Source organism: Mesorhizobium sp. M1406 (assembly GCF_040317555.1).
Classification (GTDB): domain Bacteria; phylum Pseudomonadota; class Alphaproteobacteria; order Rhizobiales; family Rhizobiaceae; genus Mesorhizobium.
The window spans coordinates 112,774-131,095 of sequence record NZ_JAMYKW010000015.1; the positions used below are offsets into that span (position 1 = coordinate 112,774).

The window sequence follows — 18,322 nt, forward strand, 5'->3', positions numbered from 1 at the left end:
ATATATGCAACCGCCAGCGTATGCGGCACGCCTCAGCCAGGGAAATCCGGCAGGCTGGCAAAAGCCGTCTTCAGCGCATTCGACCAGCCGTCCGAGATCGTGCGGTAATACTGGTCGTCATGCGCGATCCGCTTCTTCAACCCGACCTTGAAAGCGTCCTTCTCCAGGAAGAGCAGGTCGAGCGGCAGGCCGACGGACAGGTTCGACTTCAACGTCGAATCGAACGATACCAGCAGCAGTTTCACCGTCTCGGCGAAGCTCATCGTCTTTTCATAGGCGCGGATGATGATCGGCTTGCCGTATTTGGTCTCGCCGATCTGGAAGAAAGGCGTGTCATCGGTCGATTCGATGAAATTGCCTTCGGGATAGATCATGAACAGGCGCGGCTCGCTGCCCTTGATCTGGCCGCCGAGGATGAAGGAGGCATTGAAGTAGGAATCCGCCTTCTCGCCCGCGGGCGACGAACTGGCGATGACTTCCTTGACCGTGTCGCCGACCATCCGCACCGTCTGATACATCGATGGCGTTTCCAGAAGCGTGGCGTGACGGTCGGCAATTGCCTTGGTGCGTTCGTCAAGCAGGCTGACCACGGCCTGCGTCGTCGCCAGGTTGCCGGCCGACATCAAAACGACGACGCGCTCGCCCGGCTGCTCCCAGACATGCATCTTGCGGAAGGTGGAAATCGAATCCATGCCGGCATTGGTGCGCGTGTCGGACATGAACACGAGCCCGCGATCGATCTTCAGGCCAACGCAATAAGTCATGGAATCTCTTCTGGCGGCAATCTTGCGAAGGATTACTGCTCCACCGTGACGGTGACCGCAAGCTCTTCTTCCGCCTGTCCCAGCCGAATTCCCGACACCGGCGTGGCGTCGCGGTAATCGCGGCCGGTTGCCACCTTCACATAGCGCTCGTCAGGCGAAATGCCATTGGCGGCATCGAAGGCAACCCAGCCGAGACCCGAAACATGCGCTTCAGCCCAGGCATGGCTTGCGGCCTGCTCGACCGTCGCGTCCAGCATCAGATAGCCGCTGACATAGCGGGCCGGAAAGCCCATGGCGCGCGCCGCGGCGGCAAAGATGTGGGTGTGATCCTGGCAGACACCGGTCTTGAGCGCCAAGGCTTCCTCCGCAGGCGTCGTTGCATTGGTGGTGCCGGGCGTGTAGGCGACGCGCTCGCCGATGACGGCCATCAGCCGGTGCAGCCTTTCGATGTCGGTGCCCTTGCCGACCGATGCGGCGAGTTCGCGAACACCGCCGCCGATCGCCGTCAATGGCGTTTCATGGCTGTACAGCCAGAGCGGCGTAAAACCCTGGTGTGGCCCCGAAACGCCCGCGGTGTCGCGCGTCACCACTTCGCCCGATGCTTCCACCGTGATGAAGTCGCGCTCGCCCTCGACGCTCAACAGTCTGGTGTCGTTGCCGAAATGGTCGACAAAGCGAACCTCTTCGCGCGCGCCTTCGATGGTCAGAGCCCAGGACAGAACGGTCTGCGTCGATCCGCTGACCGGAAGCAGCCGCAGCCGCTGCAACAGATAGTGCACCGGCGCATCGTAGCGGTATTCGGTCCGGTGGGTGATCTTCAGCCGCATGCGCTATGTCCCGTTTGTGAGCATGATCTTGTCCCACTTCGGAGTCATGCTCAATTGAACCGGTAGTCCTGCGCGATCTCGTCGCCGAGCTTGGTGTTGTCGCGAATGAAATTGGCCAGGAATTCATGCAGGCCGGCATCGAAAATATCCTTGATCGACCCGGCTCTCAACATTGTCTGCGTCTTCTCGGCCGTTGCGTGGCAGGCATGGCGTTCGCCGTAATCGTCGCCGAGGAACTTCAGATGCTCCGACAGGAAGCGATAGCAGAAGGTCAGCGAACGCGGCATGCGGACATTGAGGATCAGATAGTCGGCAATGTTGGTCGGCTTGTAGTCGGCGTCGTAGACCCAGCGATAGGAGCGATGCGCCGACACCGAGCGCAGGATCGATTCCCACTGGTAGTTGTCGAGCGTCGAGCCGACCCAGGAGATCGACGGCAAGAGCACATAGTATTTCACGTCGAGGATGCGCGCCGTGTTGTCGGCGCGCTCGACATAGGTGCCAAGCTGCGAGAAATCGAAGATCTCGTTGCGCAGCATGGTGCCATAGAACGAGCCGCGGATCAGCGCCGTCTCGCGCTTGATAGCGTCGAGCACGCTGGGCAGGTCGCGCTCGTCGATCGGCCTTGCCAGCATCCGCTTCAGCGACATCCAGGCTTCGTTGATGCTCTCCCATGTCTCGCGCGTCAGCGCCGTGCGCACCATGCGGGCATTGTTGCGGGCCGTCTCGATCGCCGCCATCGTGCTCGACGGGTTCGACGTGTCGCGCAGCAGGAAGTCGGCAACGTTCGCGGCGGTATAGTCAGAGTATTTCTGGCTGAAGGTGACGTCGGAGCCGGCGCTGAGCAGCACCGAATTCCACTCTTCCGACGCGCTCTGGGTGCGGGTCAGCGCCATGCGCAGACCGGCATCGACCAGCCGAGCCATATTCTCGGCCCGCTCTATGTAGCGGTTCATCCAGTAAAGCCCGTTGGCGGTGCGGCCGAGAAGCATGTCAGGCGAGCCGGTGAATGGTGAATGGTGAATGGTGAATAGTGGATCGACACAGGTAGAACCTCATATACGCCGTCCCCTTGCATCCAGGCATCTGACCATTGACCATTCTACCATTCACTATTCACTATTCACTATTCACTATTCACTGCACTAATCATCCAGCACCCACGTATCCTTCGTCCCGCCGCCTTGCGAGGAATTGACGACCAGCGAGCCTTCCTTCAGCGCGACACGGGTCAGCCCGCCGGGGACGATCTGGATGCGGTCGGAGACCAGCACATAGGGTCTGAGGTCGACGTGGCGCGGCGCCAGCCCCTTTTCCGTAAGGATGGGGCATGTCGACAGCGCCAGTGTTGGCTGGGCGATGTAATTGGAGGGTTTGGCCGCCAGTTTCTTGGCAAACGTCTCGCATTCTTTCTTGGTCGCCGCCGGCCCGACTAGCATGCCGTAGCCGCCGGAACCATGCACTTCCTTGATCACCAGCTCGTCGATGTGCTCGAGCACATATTTCAGGCTATCCGGCTCCGAGCAGCGCCAGGTCGGGATGTTGCCGAGGATTGCCTTGCGGCCGGTGTAGAACTCGATGATCTCGGGCATGTAGGAATAGATCGCCTTGTCGTCGGCGATACCGGTGCCCGGCGCATTGGCGATGGTGATGTTGCCGGCACGGTAGACATCCATGATGCCGGGTATGCCAAGTGTAGAGTCGGGCCGGAAGGTCAGCGGGTCGAGGAACGAATCGTCGACGCGGCGGTACAGCACATCGATCTGCTTGTAGCCTTCGGTCGTGCGCATCGCGACATGACCGTCGACGACCCGCAGATCCTGGCCTTCGACCAGCTGCACGCCCATCTGGTCGGCCAGGAAGGCGTGTTCGAAATAGGCGGAGTTGAAGCTGCCTGGCGTCAGCACGGCAATTGTCGGCGCGCCCTTGGTGCTCTGCGGCCGCACTGCCGCCAGCGACTGGCGCAGAAGCTGCGGGTAGTTCTCCACAGGCCGCACCTTGATTTTCTGGAACAGCTCGGGGAACAGCTGCATCATCGTCTCGCGGTTCTCCAGCATGTAGGAGACGCCCGACGGCGTGCGCGCATTGTCCTCCAGCACGTAGAATTCGTCCTCTGAGATGCGGACGATGTCGACGCCGATAATGTGGGTGTAGACGCCGGCCGGCGGCCTGACCCCGATCATTTCCGGCAGGAATGCCTCGTTTTTGGCGATCAATTCCCGGGGGATGCGCCCGGCGCGCAGGATTTCCTGGCGGTGGTAGATGTCATCGAGGAAGGCGTTCAGCGCCTGCACGCGCTGCTCGATGCCTTGCGTGAGGCGCCGCCACTCATTGCCCGAAATGATGCGGGGAACGATATCGAACGGGATCAGCCGCTCGGAGGCTTCCTGCTCGCCATAGACGGCGAAAGTGATGCCGGTCTTGCGGAAGACGCGTTCGGCGTCCTGCATCTTCTCGGTAAGCCTGGCCGGATCCTGCTCTTTCAGCCAGCGATCATAAGCCGAATACGGTCTTCTCAATCCGGAGACTTCCGGAAGCATTTCATCGAACGCTGCCAATCGCATACTCCCCTGTGACGCCATTTCACTGGCGTCGCCGGAGAAAATCAAGCGCAATCGGTGATTTGCGAGATACGGGCGATCAGTATGTTGCGCCTGCCTAAAATTGAGGCAGCCGAAATATAACAGTAATCAGGCTTTGCCTCGTGTCCGGGCAAGCGGGTTTCCAGCTAGAAAGCGCGGAACGTGACCACTGTGAACGTGTCCTTGATGCCGGGGAGAATCTGCACCTTCTCGTTGACGAAATGGCCGACATCTTCCTCGTCGTCGACATAGAATTTGGCGAGCAGATCGTAGTTGCCGGCGGTGGAGTAGATTTCCGAGGCGATCTCGGCATCGGCAAGCGCACTGGCAACCTCATAGGATTTGCCGAGTTCGCATTTGATCTGCACGAAAAACGCCTTCATGGCTTCGTCCCGCTAAACGTCCAAGTCCAAGCGGCCCTTCTGGCAGACTGGAGGCGGGCTTTCAAGCGCTGGAATTTGTGCTCAACCGGCCCGGCCTCGATCTACGCCGCATCATTGGCATGCAGCGCTGGAGGAGCTTGCCACGGAGCACCAACAGGCGCTCACCGTTGAAAGAGGCTTGAGCACCGCGGGGATGAATATTCCTCATTGCTGAAACCGTGAAGCACCGTCGCACGTATGTTAGGATATCTCCTGAACGGCTTTCTGGAGAGGCAGCTTTTCGAGGGCAACGGAGACAGGCCATGCGCCGCATGTTTCTCGCATTCCCGTTCGGTCCATTCATCCTGGTCTCGTCGGCGTTCGCCGGCGACGCCGAAATCAAGGCAGGGCAGTCTGTCATCGAGGGCCAGTTAAAGGCCCTCATCGCCAATGACGGCGCCACCGCCTACAGCTTCGCCGCCCCGAATGTGAAACGGATTTTCCCGACCGTCGACGCCTTCATGAACATGGTAACCAACGGTTACCCGCCGGTGCGCAAGCCGCGGACCTATTCCTTCGGCAAGGTCGAGGAGACGGCTCCGGGTTCGATCGTCCAGCAGGTGCTGATCGTCGGGCCAGATGGCAAGGACTACGAAGCTGTTTACACGTTGCAGCAACAGCCCGACGGCACGTTCCAGATCACCGGCTGCAGCCTGCGCGCCTCGAATTCGCTGAGCACCTGAGATCCAGATTCAGTTCTTTTTCATATTCTTAAAAATGACCCAAGAAGCAAACGCTCTTCTGTCCACAATAGGAGACAATCCAAAGGCAGCTATAACAATCTCGACACTTTGTATATCCGCAAGAACATCCGATCTGTAAAATTTCGTTAAAGGATTATAGTCAGCCTCGTGCCTCTTCCTCTGCATTTCCACAAATTTGTTTGCAAAATCCTCGATCGAGGCTGGAAATTTCGACATGGTTCTATTGTCTTCGCAGGCGCTTTTTGCTGTGCCATGCGCCAACGAGCGATAAACCTCTACCCAAGCATGCTTGCTTCGCGCTGAACCACTGCCACCTATCAAAAGATCCGCACATGTGCGAGCCAGGCAGTGAAACATTGCATAATACGTGCTACTGGCCGAACGTCGCAGATTAACCTGAGACGGCTTGCCTTTCCCGGCCGTAGCCAAGAGCTTCGCAGTGCTAAGGAGATCACTTGGCTTCAGCTATATTTCCCGCTTCTGATTTTGCGACATAGTAAAAAACTGGAAAGCTATCCTCACCAAGCTTGGACAAGCTATCACGGACGTGACGCGTTATCCCAATCGTCTCTTTCGCATCGATCTGATTCTTCTCATTATCAAATATGACGTAGACATAAATCACACGTTCCCCATCCGTGTTTGTTTCGGGGTTTACCACGACGTCGAGGATTTTGCCGCTGTGAATTCTATCTCTGACCACTTTTGAGATTGCAGTTTTTATTTTTTGATTGGCTGACATGGCGTAAACTTTCATTTGGATTCCTTAGAAGGTCATCCGTCGCCAAACTTAGATCGGCAAGGAGCTTACACGATTCAAGGGAGTTGTCGCCACCTCCATAGCTTTGGAGGCCGCTGGATGACCAGAGGACTGCCTTCCATAGCCAATGCAGTTTCAAAGGGCCGGAATATCGCCCCTCGCCCAGCCCTCGGACATTTCCGCGCCGCGCGTCTCGAAGGAGCCGGCCTCGATAGCGGCACGAATCTCCTGCATAAGCCTTTGATAATACGATAGATTGTTCCAGGTCAGAAGCATGGCGCCGAGCGCCTCCTGCGAGCGCACGAGATGGTGCAGATAGGCGCGTGAATAGTCCCGCGCGGCCGGGCAGTCGCTTTCCTCGTCGAGCGGGCGCGGATCATCGGCATGGCGGGCGTTGCGCAGATTGACCTTGCCGCGCCTGGTATAGGCGAGGCCATGCCGGCCGGCCCGCGTCGGCATCACGCAATCGAACATGTCGATGCCGCGCGCCACCGATTTCAGGATATCGTCGGGCGTGCCGACGCCCATGAGGTAGCGCGGCTTGTCATCAGGCAGTTCCGGACAGGTGATGTCGAGCATCTCGAGCATCACCGCTTGCGGCTCGCCGACGGCCAGGCCGCCGACGGCGTAGCCTTTCAGCTCCAGCGCGCTCAACGCCTGCGCCGACCGCACCCGCAGTGCCGCGTTGTCGCCACCTTGCACGATGCCGAACATCGCCTTGCCTGGCTGATCGCCGAACGCAGTCTTGCAGCGCTCGGCCCAGCGCAGCGACAGTTCCATGGCCCGCTCGATCTCCTTCATCCCGGCCGGCAACGCCGTGCATTCGTCGAGCTGCATCTGGATGTCGGAATCGAGCAAGCCCTGGATCTCGATCGAGCGCTCCGGTGACATCTCATAGGCGGCGCCGTCGATATGCGAGCGGAAGGTGACGCCTTTTTCGGTCAGCTTTCTCAGCTTCGACAGCGACATCACCTGAAAACCGCCGCTGTCGGTCAAGATCGGATAAGGCCAGCGGGCGAACTCGTGCAAGCCGCCGAGCCGCGCCACGCGCTCGGCGCCGGGCCGCAGCATCAGATGGTAGGTGTTGCCCAGGATGATGTCGGCGCCGACGCCGCGCACCTGGTCCATGTACATGGTCTTGACGGTGCCGCCGGTGCCGACCGGCATGAAGGCCGGCGTGCGGATTGCACCGCGCGGCATGTCGATCACGCCGTGCCGCGCCTTGCCGTCAGTCGCCAGAACCTTGAAGCTGAACGGCTTAGCCATTGAATTCCTTGTCATGGACCGGGGCGTCCGGAGCCTGCTTGTCGAGCGACTGGCGGTAGTGGATGCAGCCGCGCATGAATTTTGGCCAAGGCGGCACGGCGATCGCCGGTTCGGTCTTCTCCGGCAAGAGATCCCACAGATCGGGGTGATGCCAGCACAGATCGTGGCCGGTGGCATCGCGATGCTGGCGAATACCGGCGCGCAGTTTTTTCACCTCCGCGATCAGGGCATCGCGGTCCAGGTTCTTGAGATCATCATCCATCGCTCGTCTCCGCTCGATAAAGCAGGTTTGAGTCGCCATAGGAATAGAATCTGTAGCGGTTCTCGATCGCATGCGCATAGGCCGCACGCATCGTCTCGAGGCCGCTGAAGGCTGACACCAGCATGAACAGCGTCGAGCGCGGCAGATGGAAATTGGTCATCAGCATGTCGGCGGTGCGAAAGCGATAGCCGGGCGTGATGAAGATGTCGGTCGGGCCGGACCAGGCAACCAGGGTGCCGTCCTCGTGCACAGCACTCTCCAGCAGGCGCAGCGACGTCGTACCGACGGTGACGATGCGACCGCCCCTCGCCTTCGCCGCATTGAGCGCGTCCGCGGTCTCTGCGCTGACCGAACCGGTCTCGGCGTGCATCTTGTGGTCGGCGGTGTCGTCCGCCTTCACCGGCAGGAACGTACCGGCGCCCACATGCAAGGTGACGAAGCGGCGTTCGATGCCCTTGGCGTCAAGCGCTGCAAAAAGCTCCGGCGTGAAATGCAGGCCCGCTGTCGGTGCCGCGACGGCGCCTTCCTCGCGGGCATAGATGGTCTGGTAGTCGGCCCGGTCGCGTTCGTCGTCGTCGCGCTTCGAGGCGATATAGGGCGGCAGCGGAATGTGGCCGACCGCCTGCAGTGCCTCGTCGAGGAAAGGCCCCGACAGGTCGAAGCCAAGCAGCGCCTCGCCGCCCTCGCCTTTCTCGATCACGGTTGCGTCAAGCTGGCCAAGGAAACAGGAATTGCCGTCATGGCCGAAATGAATGCGATCCCCGGCGGCAATGCGCTTGCCCGGCCGGATGAAGGCCAGCCAACGGTCCGGTGCCATGCGCATATGCAGCGTGGCCTCGACCTGAGCCTGTGCCTCGCCGCGCCGCCTGAAGCCTTTGAGCTGCGCCGGAATGACCTTGGTGTCGTTGAACACCAGCACGTCACCGGCCCTGAGCAAGGATGGCAGGTCGCCAACCCTGCGGTCGTCGAGCCCTTCGCCCGGTTTGATCACCAGCATCTTGGCGCTGTCGCGCGGCTCCGCCGGACGAAGCGCGATGCACTCCTCCGGCAAATCGAAATCAAAGAGGTCGACGCGCATCAGTAGAGCCGGACGAGCAGCGCTCCGGCCAGCAGCAGCACCGCGCCGGCAACGCGGCCGAGCGAGATTTCACGCACCGCGACGCCGAGGAAGCCGACGCGGTCGATGAGCATGCCGGCCAGCAACTGGCCGGCCACCAGAAACGCCATCAGCGCGGCGGCGCCGATGCGTGGTGTCAGGATCGTCGACAGCGTCACATAGAAGCCGCCGAGCATTCCGCCCGCGACGAACAGCCAGGGCGCCGGCGCTTTCCAGTCGAGCGAGACGCCCTGCAGTTTCACCACCGCGACGGAGATGACGCCCAGCACGATCGCGCCCGACAGGAACGAAAACGCCGCCGCCGCGACCGGAAGCCCGAGATCGCGCGCCAATTGCGAATTGATCGGTGCCTGAATGGCAATGAAAGCGCCGGACAGGATGCCGAGAAGCGACCACACGACGCCCATCATTGTCGTTTACCCTTACTTGACGTCGGCCGCGACCTTCAGCGACACGATCTTGTCGGGATCCTGCACCGGCTCGCCGCGCTTGATCTTGTCGACATTGTCCATGCCTTCGATGACCTGGCCCCAGACCGTGTACTGGCGGTTGAGGAAGGCGGCATCGTCGAAGCAGATGAAGAACTGTGAATTGGCCGAGTTCGGATTCTGCGAACGGGCCATCGAGCAGGTGCCGCGGGCATGGTTGGCGTTGGAGAATTCGGCCTTCAGGTCCGGCTTTTCCGAGCCACCCATGCCAGCCCGGGACGGCGCAAATGTGGGCTTGCTGGAATTGCCGAACTTGACGTCGCCGGTCTGCGCCATGAAGCCCTCGATGACGCGGTGGAAAATCACGCCGTCATAGGCGCCTTCGCGGGCCAGTTCCTTGATGCGGGCGACATGGCCGGGCGCCAGGTCGGGGAAAAGTTCTATGACCACCTTGCCCTTGGTCGTTTCCATGATGAGCGCGTTCTCGCGGTCCTTGATTTCGGCCATGTCAGATATCCTTTTGAGAAAACAGAGTTATTTGACAACTTTACTTGTCTGCGGCGATGCGCACTTTGATCATCCGATCAGGATCGGTGACCGTGCCGTTGTCCGCCTGGTCGCCCTTCTTGATGTGATCCACCAACTCCATGCCGCTGACGACATTGCCGACGATGGTGTACTGGCCATCGAGCGGCGGCGCCGGCGCGAACATGATGAAGAACTGCGAATTGGCGGAGTTGGGGTCCTGCGAGCGGGCCATGCCGACCACGCCGCGCTTATAGCGTTCGGTCTGCGAGAATTCAGCCGGCAGGTCGGGCAGATCGGAACCGCCGGTGCCGACGGCCTCGGCGCTGAAACCCTTCTTCATGTTGCCGAACTTGACGTCGCCGGTCTGTGCCATGAAGCCGTCGATGACGCGGTGGAAGGCGACATTGTCATAGGCGCCCTGGCGCACCAGCGTCTTGATCTGGGCGACATGCTTGGGTGCGAGGTCGGGCCTCAGCGCAATGGTGACGTCGCCGTCCTTCAGCGTGATGATCATGGTGTTTTCCGGGTCGGCGGCAAAAGCCGAGACCGATGCGGTCACAAGACCGGCAAGCACGACGAGGAACGAGGCGAGCTTTTTCAGCTGCATGGTTTTCTCCGAGAACTTATTTTGCGAATTTGGCGGTGAGCGCACCGGCAACCGCCGCCGGCACGAAGGGGCGGATGTCGCCTCCCATCGAGGCAATCTGGCGGACAAGTGTGGCGGTAATGGTGCGCACGGAGGGGCTGGCGGGCAGAAAAACCGTCTGCAGTTCAGGCGCCATGGTCTCGTTCATGCCGGCCATCTGCATCTCGTAGTCGAGGTCGGTGCCGTCGCGCAGGCCGCGGATCATGATCGAGGCGCCTTGCTTCCTGGCCGCGTCGATGACCAGACCGTCGAAGGCGACGACCTTGATGCGGGCACCTTCACGCCCGAATTCCGCTTTCGTAGCGATCTCGATCAATTGCACCCGCTCCTCGAAGGAAAACAGCGGCTGTTTGCCTGGGTGGATGCCGATCGCCGCATAAACGATGTCGGCCACGGCCAGCGACGCCTTCAGCACGTCGAGATGGCCGTTGGTCAGCGGGTCGAAGGAGCCGGCATAGAGGGCGATGCGTTCAGTCATGGCAGGTGCTTCTAATGCATGATCCCAAAAAGTGGAAACCGGTTTTTGGAAAAGATCATGCTCAAATGAAAGCTAGAGCCTGTTCCATCTTCCGTCCATCAAGATGGAACAGGCTCTAGCGAGCCTCTCTCGCAAAGGCAAATCCGATCGGGGTGCCGGCCGTGAACCTTTTCCGGCGCATGAACGACAGATGAACACGCTAATCACGAAGCCTTCACGCAGCGTTCACTAGGTTGCAGCTTAATAAGATGAAACCAAAATCCCATCTATCCGTTGTTAGGCGCAGGAGAACACGCACATGCTGATCTACATGCTCGCCACCGCAATGACCGTCGCCATGCTGATCGCCACCGTATTTGGGCTGCATCAGGAGGCACAACGCATTCGCGCCAAGGCCAACACCAAGCGCTTCGAAGGCTTCGGCCCCCGCAAGCCCTATAGTCACTACTAAGTCAGTCTGAACCTGCCGCCGCGCCGGCTGATGGCCGGCGTTGCTATGTCAAAACCTGGATGCCGTGCTTACTCCGCACCCTCCGGACCGGCGTCAGCCGCCGGAGCGGCTTCAGCACCGCCCTCGACTGTCTCTTCGCTTTCTTCGTCCGATTGCGGTTCCGAGATCCGCTCGACCGAAACCACCTTTTCACCTTCAGCCGTGTTGAAGATGGTCACGCCCTTGGTGGCGCGGCTGGCGAAACGGATGCCGTTGACCGGCACCCGGATGACAGTGCCGCCATCCGACACCAGCATGATCTGGTCGTCATTGCCGACCGGGAACGTCGCCACCAGCCGGCCGATCTCGGCCACCTTCGACACGTCGGTGGCGCGAATGCCCTTGCCGCCGCGCCCGGTCAGGCGAAAATCGTAGGACGACGAGCGCTTGCCGTAGCCATATTCGGTCACCGTCAGCACGTACTGCTCATGTGCCTTGAGGAACTCGTAGCGTTCGTCGGAAAGCTCCGTCTCCTCGCCGACCTCTTCATTGGTCAGCGCGATCTCTTCCTCTTCGCCGGCAGCGATCCCGGCGGCAAGCCGCCGTTCGGCCGCCGCCCGCTTGAGATAGGCCGCGCGCTCGGCTGGCGGCGCATCGACATTCTCGATCACCGACATCGAGATGATGCGGTCGGTCTCGGCCATGGTTATGCCGCGCACGCCGACAGAATTGCGGCTCTGGAAGACGCGTACGTCGCCGACCGAGAAGCGGATGCACTGACCTGAACTGGCGGTCAGGAGCACGTCGTCATTGTCGGTGCAGGTCTCGACGCCGAGGATTTCGTCGCCTTCTTCCTCCAGCTTCATGGCGATCTTGCCGTTGCGGTTGACCTGTACGAAGTCGGACAGCTTGTTGCGGCGCACGGTGCCGCGCGTGGTGGCGAACATCACGTCGAGCTCGCCCCAGCTGGTCTCGTCCTCGGGCAGCGGCATGATGGTGGTGATGCGCTCGCCCTGCTCCAGCGGCAGCATGTTGATCAGCGCCTTGCCGCGTGACTGCGGATTGCCGATCGGCAGCCGCCAGACCTTTTCCTTGTAGACGATGCCGCGCGAGGAGAAGAACAGCACTGGCGTATGCGTGTTGGCCACGAACAGCCGGGTAACGAAATCCTCTTCCTTGGTCGACATGCCGGAGCGGCCCTTGCCGCCGCGGCGCTGCGCCCGGTAGAGCGACAGCGGCACGCGCTTGATGTAGCCGGAATGGCTCACCGTCACGACCATGTCCTCGCGCTGGATCAGGTCCTCGTCTTCCATGTCCGAACCGCCTTCGGAGAGCTCGGTGCGGCGCGGCGTGCCGAACTCGTCGCGCACGGCGGCAAGCTCGTCCTTGACGATCTGCTGGACACGCGCACGGGAAGACAAAATGTCCAGATAATCAATGATTTCGGCGCCGATCGTGTTCAACTCGTCGGCGATTTCGTCGCGGCCGAGCGCGGTCAGGCGCTGCAGGCGCAGTTCGAGGATGGCGCGCGCCTGCTCCTCGGACAGGTTGTAGGTGCCGTCCTCGTTGATGCGATGGCGCGGATCGTCGATCAACAGGATCAGCGATTCGACATCGCCGGATGGCCAGCGCCGCTCCATCAACTGCTCGCGCGCCGTCTGCGGATCCGGCGCGGTGCGGATCAGCTTGATGACCTCGTCGATGTTGGCGACGGCTATGGCGAGACCGACCAGCACATGGGCACGGTCGCGCGCCTTGCGCAGCAGGAATTTCGTCCGCCGGGTGATCACCTCCTCGCGGAAGGCGACGAACGCCTTCAGCATGTCGGTCAGGTTCATCACCTCCGGCTTGCCGCCGTTCAGCGCCACCATATTGGCGCCGAAAGAGGTCTGTAGCGGTGTAAAGCGATAAAGCTGATTGAGGATGACGTCGGCGACTGCGTCGCGCTTCAGCTCGATGACGACGCGGTAGCCCTGGCGGTCGCTCTCGTCGCGGATGTCGGAAATGCCCTCGATGCGCTTGTCGCGCACCAGCTCGGCCATCTTCTCGATCATCGATGATTTGTTCACCTGATAGGGAACTTCGGTGATGATGATCGACTCGCGGTCATTGCCGCGCTGTTCGATGTTGACCTTGCCGCGCATGACGATTGAGCCGCGGCCGGTCGAATAGGCACTGTAGATGCCGGAACGGCCAAGCACTATTCCGCCGGTCGGGAAATCCGGTCCCGGAATGATCTCCATCAGCGCAGGCAGGTCGATCGCCGGATTGTCGATGAGGGCGATCGCGCCGTTGCAGATTTCGCTGAGATTGTGCGGCGGGATGTTGGTCGCCATGCCAACGGCGATGCCGCCCGAGCCATTGACCAGAAGGTTGGGGAACCGTGCCGGCAAAACCTTGGGTTCACTGCCCGACGCATCATAAGTGTCTTGGAAATCGACGGTATCCTTGTCGATATCCTCCAAGAGCTCGTGCGCGACCTTGGTCAGCCGCGCTTCCGTGTAGCGCATCGCCGCCGGCGGATCGCCGTCGATGGAGCCGAAATTGCCCTGTCCGTCGATCAGCGGCACGCGCAGCGACCAGTCCTGCGCCATGCGCACCAAGGCGTCATAGATGGAAGCGTCGCCATGCGGATGGTATTTACCCATCACGTCGGCGACCGGACGCGCCGATTTCACATATTTGCGGTTCCAGTGGTAGCCGCTCTCATGGGCGGCGAAGAGAATGCGGCGATGCACCGGCTTCAGGCCGTCGCGCACGTCGGGCAGCGCACGGCTGACGATCACGCTCATGGCGTAATCAAGATAGGAGCGCTGCATCTCTTCGACGATGGATATCGGCTCGATGCCGGTGGGGCCGCCGTCGGCGCCGCGCGGTGTTTTCTGGTCGGTCAAATCGGATCACAATCTAATCAGGAATCACTCGGTGCTTATATAGGAAGCAAGGCTGAAACTCCAACATGCCAGGCACTTTTCCAGTGTCATTTTTGATGGTAATTTCAAAAGGATACCACTGATTGCGACGATATGGCCAAGGCGGTTTCGCCGCCTTCGACGCAAAAGCCCGTAATGGACGTTTTTCCCTGAACGAAAGCCGCGAGTGCGATGGATCGGACCCTGTTGCCGCCCTTGCGAGCACCTGAACCGATTCACGCGACGCGAACGCCCATCGCGCCACGGCGGGCGCGATATTGGCCCGGCGTTTCGCCCATGATACGCCGAAACCGGCGGTTGAATGTCGACAGATCGTTGAAGCCGGCCTCGAAGGCGATCGCCGAGACCGCCTCATCCGACATGTGCAGTCGCACCGCTGCCCTGTGCAGCCGCGTCTTGAGCAGGAATTGATAGGGGGTCATGCCCGCGACCTGCCGGAAGATGCGCAGGAAATGATACGGACTGGTCGCAGTTTCATCCGCAAGAGCTGAAAGCGGGACTGGCCCGTCGGCATCCAGCTCTATCCGCCGCACGGCCTCGGCAACCCGCTTCTGGTCGCGACGGCTCGGCGCGCGCCTGACATGCGTCGGGCTCGAGACCGTTGCCACGGCGGCACCCGCAATGCGCAGCCCGAGTTCTTCGAAGGCGTCGATGTCGGCCGTCTCGCGAGCGGTTTCCGCCTCGGCGAGCAAGGACGCCAAGGCCGGCAAAGGTGGCAGGCGTGGCGCCTCAAAGGCCAGCGTCCTGGCGCCCGGCACGTCAGCCACGATCCGTTCCATGTAGGACGGCCCGAAATGAAACGACAGGCAACGGTCGCCGCTGCCATGTTCATGCCCGCATTCGTAACATGTGCCGGGATTGCCGAGCAGGAGGGCGCCGGGCGCCAGCATCGCCGTGCCCTGTTGCGCGCGGTAGCGGAATGTGCCGTTGGTGACGGCGGCGACGCAGAAATCCTGATGTGCTTCCTCGAACGGCCGGTCGCCGGCGCCGGCCGTGCAGATCACATCCGTCACGTGCCAGCCGGGGCCGGATGCAAGCGTATGCATTGTCGCTGTCATGGCCGAAATATAGCAATTTTTCCCAAGCCCAGAACCCTGTCACCGCCTACCCTTCCCGGTCTCCTGACAAGAAGAGAGCTGAACCATGTTCGACCAATCCTCCTTTGCCGAAGCCTTGCACAGTTCCGGACCAGCAGAAGGGCTTGCCGAAAAACTGAGCCTTTACGGCCGATTCGTCGGCGCCTGGATGTTCGATGCCTCGCGCCATCTCGAGGACGGCACGGTGCTGACCGGGCGTGGCGAGGTGCATTTCGGCTGGGTGCTGGAAGGCCGGGCGATCCAGGACGTCTGGATCCTGCCCGCGCGTGATGCCGGCCCCTCGCCCTCGCTCGGCACCTGGACCTTCTACGGCACGACACTGCGTGTCTATGATCCCGGCGCGGATGCCTGGCACATCTTCTGGAGTGATCCGCGCAACCAGTATTTCAGCCGCCAGCTCGGCCGCGCCGAGGGCGACACGATCGTGCAAGTCGGCGCCGATGGCACCGGGTCCTCGGTGCGCTGGAGTTTTTCGCGCATCACCGAAAATTCCTTCCGCTGGCTCGGCGAGCGTTCGCACGATAATGGCGCGACATGGCGGCTGGAAGTCGAGTTCCTGGCACAGCGGGCGGTTCGATGATCGAGGAATGCAGCCGCTCGAAATGAAAGCCTCGCGAACCTTCGCGCTCATGCTTTCAAAAGTTGAATGCCCGAAACTGTTCCCACCAACCGGGCTTTGCTCTACCAATGCCATGGTACGGGCCCTGCCCGGCGGGAGGGGTCAGAGATGCCGAGCTTCGACAGCCTGTTCAACGCCTTCGTCACCATTCTCGTGACCATCGATCCGCCCGGGCTGGCGCCGCTGTTCCTCGCCGTGACACGAGGCATGAACCGCGACGAGCGCCAGCAGGTGTCCGTCCGCGCCTCGATCATCGGCTTCCTGGTGATGGCGCTGTTCGCGGTTGCCGGCGCCTCGATCCTGTCGGTGTTCGGCATCACATTGCCGGCCTTCCGCGTCGCCGGTGGCTTCCTGCTGTTCTTCATCGCCTTCGAAATGGTGTTCGAGCGCCGGCAGGACCGCAAGGAGAAGATCGGCGACGTCGCCATCACCAAGGACATGATCCACAACATCGCCGCCTTCCCGCTGGCGATCCCGCTGATCGCCGGTCCCGGCGCGATCTCGGCGACGGTGCTGCTCTCCGGTTCCTTTCAGGGATTTGCCGCGCAGGCGGCCCTGGTCGGCATCATCTTCGTCTGCCTCGCCATCACCTATCTGGTGTTCGTGCTGTCGGAACGCATCGACCGCATCCTCGGCCAGACCGGGCGCTCGATCCTGACCCGGCTGCTCGGCGTCATCCTGGCGGCACTGGCCGTGCAGTTCGTCGCCGACGGCATCAAGGCGCTGATGGCGGGGTGAACGGCAGTTCTACTGCCTCTGCCTACTGCCTACTTCACCGCCGTATCGATCACTTCGAAGTCGTGAGTGATCGCAGCGGTCTTGGCCAGCATCGCCGAAGCCGAGCAATATTTTTCGATCGAAAGGTCGATTGCCCGCTTGACCTTGTCGCTGGACAGTGCCCGGCCCTTGACCACGAAATGCATGTGGATGCGCGTGAACACTTTTGGCTCGGTTTCGGCCCGGTCGGCGTCGAGCTCGACCACGCAATCCTCGACCGCTTCGCGGCCCTTTTCGAGAATATGGACGACATCATAGGCCGAACAGCCGCCGGTCCCGATCAGCACCAGTTCCATCGGGCTCGGGCCTGGCGTCTTGCCTTCCGGTCCGGGCGCGGTTCCGAACACGACCTTGTGGCCACTGCCGGACTCACCGACGAAGGTGCGCTCCTCGACCCACTTTACGCGTGCTTTCACCTGACATTTCCTTCCAATTTTGCGGTCATCCGCCTCTAAAACCGAAGAGGATCACGGCCCGGCTCGCGCGACGCCAAAGACGACGTCGTGCACGACCCTGCCCGGCAACAGCGTGAAGATGCCGGCGCCGGCCAATGCAAAGACATACAGCGCGATCATCGCCTTGCGATCCTGGCGATGCAGTGATTGTGAGCATGCCACAGCGGCACGGTGACCAGCACCAGGATCGACAGGAAATGGATCGGACTGAGGGGCCGATGAGCCGGATCTGATGAATCCAGAAACTCGAGTCGGCGATGACCAGCATCAGCGCGGCCCACACATAGCCCGCGATGCGATGGCTCGGCGTTCCCTTCGGCAATGCCAACTGCGTTGGCCCTATCGCCAGTGCGGCGAAGGCCGCAAAGGCATGCCAGGGTATAGGAGAGGGTGCGGCAAGCAGCGGGTCCTGCGACATTGTCCCCTCTCCGGTGACTGCCCCTCAATACGATCGATTGTCCTCAGAACGGGATTTCGTCGTCCAGTTCGCGCGACGAACCGCCACCGCCGCCACTCTTGGCACCACCGCCGCCGCCGCGATTGAAGCCTTCGCTCGGGCTGGACTGGCCGAAATCGGAACCACGGCTGCTGCCACCGGCATTGCCTCCGATCTGGCCGCCCTCACCCTGTCCGCGTGCGTCGAGCATCTGCAGCTCGCCCCGGAATTTCTGCAGCACGACTTCCGTCGTGTACTTGTCGGCGCCGGTCTGGTCCTGCCATTTGCGCGTCTGCAGCTGGCCCTCGACATAGACCTTCATGCCCTTCTTCAGATACTGCTCCGCCACCTTGGCGATGCCCTCATTGAAGATGACGACGTTGTGCCACTCGGTTTTTTCCTTGCGCTCGCCGGAATTCTTGTCGCGCCAGCTTTCCGACGTCGCGATGCGGATGTTGACGACCGGCTCGCCCGAGTTCAGGCGGCGGATTTCAGGGTCCGCACCGAGATTACCGACCAGAATGACCTTGTTGACGCTACCCGCCATGATATTTCTCCGCTCATCCAAAACCAATTTTTGTCGCAGCACCTTACAGGCTGCGGGCGTCGGCCGCCTGCTAAGGCTGGCTTTTCCCACAAGGTTTTTGTTCCCTTTTCGTTCTTATCCGCACTGCCGCTTATTGTCAAGGAATGGCAGCATCGCCGGCAGGGCAATCGGGTGAGTTAACGCGTGACAAGGGGTTTAGGAGCTGAATCTGTCGAGAGCATCTGATTCTTTGAAGGATGCTTTG

At 61.1% G+C, this 18,322-nt stretch carries 21 protein-coding genes and 1 pseudogene; 4 read left to right on the forward strand and 18 right to left on the reverse strand.

Annotated features, from left to right (window positions below; translation table 11 throughout):
- Nucleotides 1-32 precede the first annotated feature (32 nt).
- From NKH03_RS15565 to NKH03_RS15585, 5 genes are all read right to left on the reverse strand, one after another.
- A complete protein-coding gene (locus NKH03_RS15565) occupies nucleotides 33-764 on the reverse strand; it encodes a proteasome-type protease (RefSeq protein WP_352871764.1) in 732 nt (243 codons plus the stop codon).
- Between the two features lie 32 nt (nucleotides 765-796).
- Nucleotides 797-1,591, reverse strand: coding sequence for a transglutaminase family protein (locus NKH03_RS15570; RefSeq protein ID WP_352969062.1), 795 nt, complete (start codon nucleotides 1,589-1,591; stop codon nucleotides 797-799).
- 50 nt (nucleotides 1,592-1,641) lie between these two features.
- Nucleotides 1,642-2,583: an alpha-E domain-containing protein gene (locus tag NKH03_RS15575; protein WP_352871761.1), complete on the reverse strand. Its 942-nt coding sequence runs from the start codon at nucleotides 2,581-2,583 to the stop codon at nucleotides 1,642-1,644.
- A 153-nt stretch (nucleotides 2,584-2,736) separates the two neighbouring features.
- A complete protein-coding gene (locus tag NKH03_RS15580) occupies nucleotides 2,737-4,149 on the reverse strand; it encodes a circularly permuted type 2 ATP-grasp protein (protein WP_352969064.1) in 1,413 nt (470 codons plus the stop codon).
- 170 nt (nucleotides 4,150-4,319) lie between these two features.
- Nucleotides 4,320-4,556 (reverse strand): Lrp/AsnC family transcriptional regulator, encoded by a 237-nt coding sequence (locus NKH03_RS15585; RefSeq protein ID WP_010909609.1) that lies wholly within the window; start codon nucleotides 4,554-4,556, stop codon nucleotides 4,320-4,322.
- Between the two features lie 302 nt (nucleotides 4,557-4,858).
- Here NKH03_RS15585 and NKH03_RS15590 point away from each other — a divergent pair, with 302 nt between their 5' ends.
- A complete protein-coding gene (locus NKH03_RS15590; protein ID WP_352969066.1) occupies nucleotides 4,859-5,278 on the forward strand; it encodes a DUF4864 domain-containing protein in 420 nt (139 codons plus the stop codon).
- Nucleotides 5,279-5,750: 472 nt separating this feature from the next.
- Here NKH03_RS15590 and NKH03_RS15595 read toward each other — a convergent pair whose 3' ends face one another.
- The 8 genes from NKH03_RS15595 to coaD form a co-directional block, all read right to left on the reverse strand.
- Nucleotides 5,751-6,056: a hypothetical protein gene (locus tag NKH03_RS15595; protein ID WP_352871755.1), complete on the reverse strand. Its 306-nt coding sequence runs from the start codon at nucleotides 6,054-6,056 to the stop codon at nucleotides 5,751-5,753.
- Between the two features lie 138 nt (nucleotides 6,057-6,194).
- Nucleotides 6,195-7,325, reverse strand: a complete 1,131-nt coding sequence (tgt, locus tag NKH03_RS15600) for a tRNA guanosine(34) transglycosylase Tgt (protein ID WP_352969068.1) — start codon at nucleotides 7,323-7,325, stop codon at nucleotides 6,195-6,197.
- The gene (locus tag NKH03_RS15605; RefSeq protein ID WP_352877716.1) at nucleotides 7,318-7,587 is read right to left on the reverse strand and encodes a hypothetical protein; all 270 of its coding nucleotides are present in this window, start codon (nucleotides 7,585-7,587) and stop codon (nucleotides 7,318-7,320) included. The genes tgt and NKH03_RS15605 overlap by 8 nt, the downstream gene beginning before the upstream one ends.
- Nucleotides 7,580-8,665, reverse strand: a complete 1,086-nt coding sequence (queA, locus tag NKH03_RS15610; RefSeq protein ID WP_352969070.1) for a tRNA preQ1(34) S-adenosylmethionine ribosyltransferase-isomerase QueA — start codon at nucleotides 8,663-8,665, stop codon at nucleotides 7,580-7,582. Before queA ends, NKH03_RS15605 begins: the two co-directional genes overlap by 8 nt.
- Nucleotides 8,665-9,114: a DMT family transporter gene (locus tag NKH03_RS15615; RefSeq protein WP_352969072.1), complete on the reverse strand. Its 450-nt coding sequence runs from the start codon at nucleotides 9,112-9,114 to the stop codon at nucleotides 8,665-8,667. Before NKH03_RS15615 ends, queA begins: the two co-directional genes overlap by 1 nt.
- 12 nt (nucleotides 9,115-9,126) lie before the next feature.
- Nucleotides 9,127-9,639 (reverse strand): peptidylprolyl isomerase, encoded by a 513-nt coding sequence (locus NKH03_RS15620; protein ID WP_352969074.1) that lies wholly within the window; start codon nucleotides 9,637-9,639, stop codon nucleotides 9,127-9,129.
- Nucleotides 9,640-9,679: 40 nt separating this feature from the next.
- Nucleotides 9,680-10,174, reverse strand: a complete 495-nt coding sequence (locus NKH03_RS15625; RefSeq protein WP_352969084.1) for a peptidylprolyl isomerase — start codon at nucleotides 10,172-10,174, stop codon at nucleotides 9,680-9,682.
- Between the two features lie 109 nt (nucleotides 10,175-10,283).
- Nucleotides 10,284-10,784: a pantetheine-phosphate adenylyltransferase gene (coaD, locus tag NKH03_RS15630; protein ID WP_352871745.1), complete on the reverse strand. Its 501-nt coding sequence runs from the start codon at nucleotides 10,782-10,784 to the stop codon at nucleotides 10,284-10,286.
- A 298-nt stretch (nucleotides 10,785-11,082) separates the two neighbouring features.
- Here coaD and NKH03_RS15635 point away from each other — a divergent pair, with 298 nt between their 5' ends.
- Entirely contained in the window at nucleotides 11,083-11,235 is a 153-nt protein-coding gene (locus NKH03_RS15635) for a hypothetical protein (RefSeq protein ID WP_352871743.1), read from the forward strand.
- 68 nt (nucleotides 11,236-11,303) lie between these two features.
- On the opposite strand, the gene gyrA is transcribed toward NKH03_RS15635, so the two are convergent.
- Together gyrA and NKH03_RS15645 are read right to left on the reverse strand one after the other, a co-directional pair.
- Complete coding sequence (gene gyrA / locus NKH03_RS15640; RefSeq protein ID WP_352877723.1) at nucleotides 11,304-14,108, reverse strand: DNA gyrase subunit A; 2,805 nt, start codon at nucleotides 14,106-14,108, stop codon at nucleotides 11,304-11,306.
- Nucleotides 14,109-14,362: 254 nt separating this feature from the next.
- Nucleotides 14,363-15,205, reverse strand: coding sequence for a helix-turn-helix transcriptional regulator (locus tag NKH03_RS15645; protein WP_352969076.1), 843 nt, complete (start codon nucleotides 15,203-15,205; stop codon nucleotides 14,363-14,365).
- An 85-nt stretch (nucleotides 15,206-15,290) separates the two neighbouring features.
- Between NKH03_RS15645 and NKH03_RS15650 the strand changes: the two genes are divergently transcribed.
- Nucleotides 15,291-15,824 (forward strand): hypothetical protein, encoded by a 534-nt coding sequence (locus tag NKH03_RS15650; RefSeq protein WP_352969078.1) that lies wholly within the window; start codon nucleotides 15,291-15,293, stop codon nucleotides 15,822-15,824.
- A 147-nt stretch (nucleotides 15,825-15,971) separates the two neighbouring features.
- Nucleotides 15,972-16,601 carry a MarC family protein gene (locus NKH03_RS15655; protein WP_352871735.1) on the forward strand — a complete coding sequence of 210 codons (630 nt, stop codon included), beginning with the start codon at nucleotides 15,972-15,974 and terminating at the stop codon, nucleotides 16,599-16,601.
- 29 nt (nucleotides 16,602-16,630) lie between these two features.
- Here the strand turns inward: NKH03_RS15655 and NKH03_RS15660 are convergent, their stop codons facing one another.
- The 3 genes and pseudogenes from NKH03_RS15660 to NKH03_RS15665 form a co-directional block, all read right to left on the reverse strand.
- Complete coding sequence (locus NKH03_RS15660; protein ID WP_352969080.1) at nucleotides 16,631-17,056, reverse strand: OsmC family protein; 426 nt, start codon at nucleotides 17,054-17,056, stop codon at nucleotides 16,631-16,633.
- Between the two features lie 310 nt (nucleotides 17,057-17,366).
- A pseudogene (locus NKH03_RS35030) lies at nucleotides 17,367-17,513 on the reverse strand (DUF2306 domain-containing protein); the annotation flags it as partial.
- A 43-nt stretch (nucleotides 17,514-17,556) separates the two neighbouring features.
- The gene (locus NKH03_RS15665) at nucleotides 17,557-18,078 is read right to left on the reverse strand and encodes a single-stranded DNA-binding protein (protein ID WP_352877735.1); all 522 of its coding nucleotides are present in this window, start codon (nucleotides 18,076-18,078) and stop codon (nucleotides 17,557-17,559) included.
- Nucleotides 18,079-18,322: the final 244 nt, after the last annotated feature.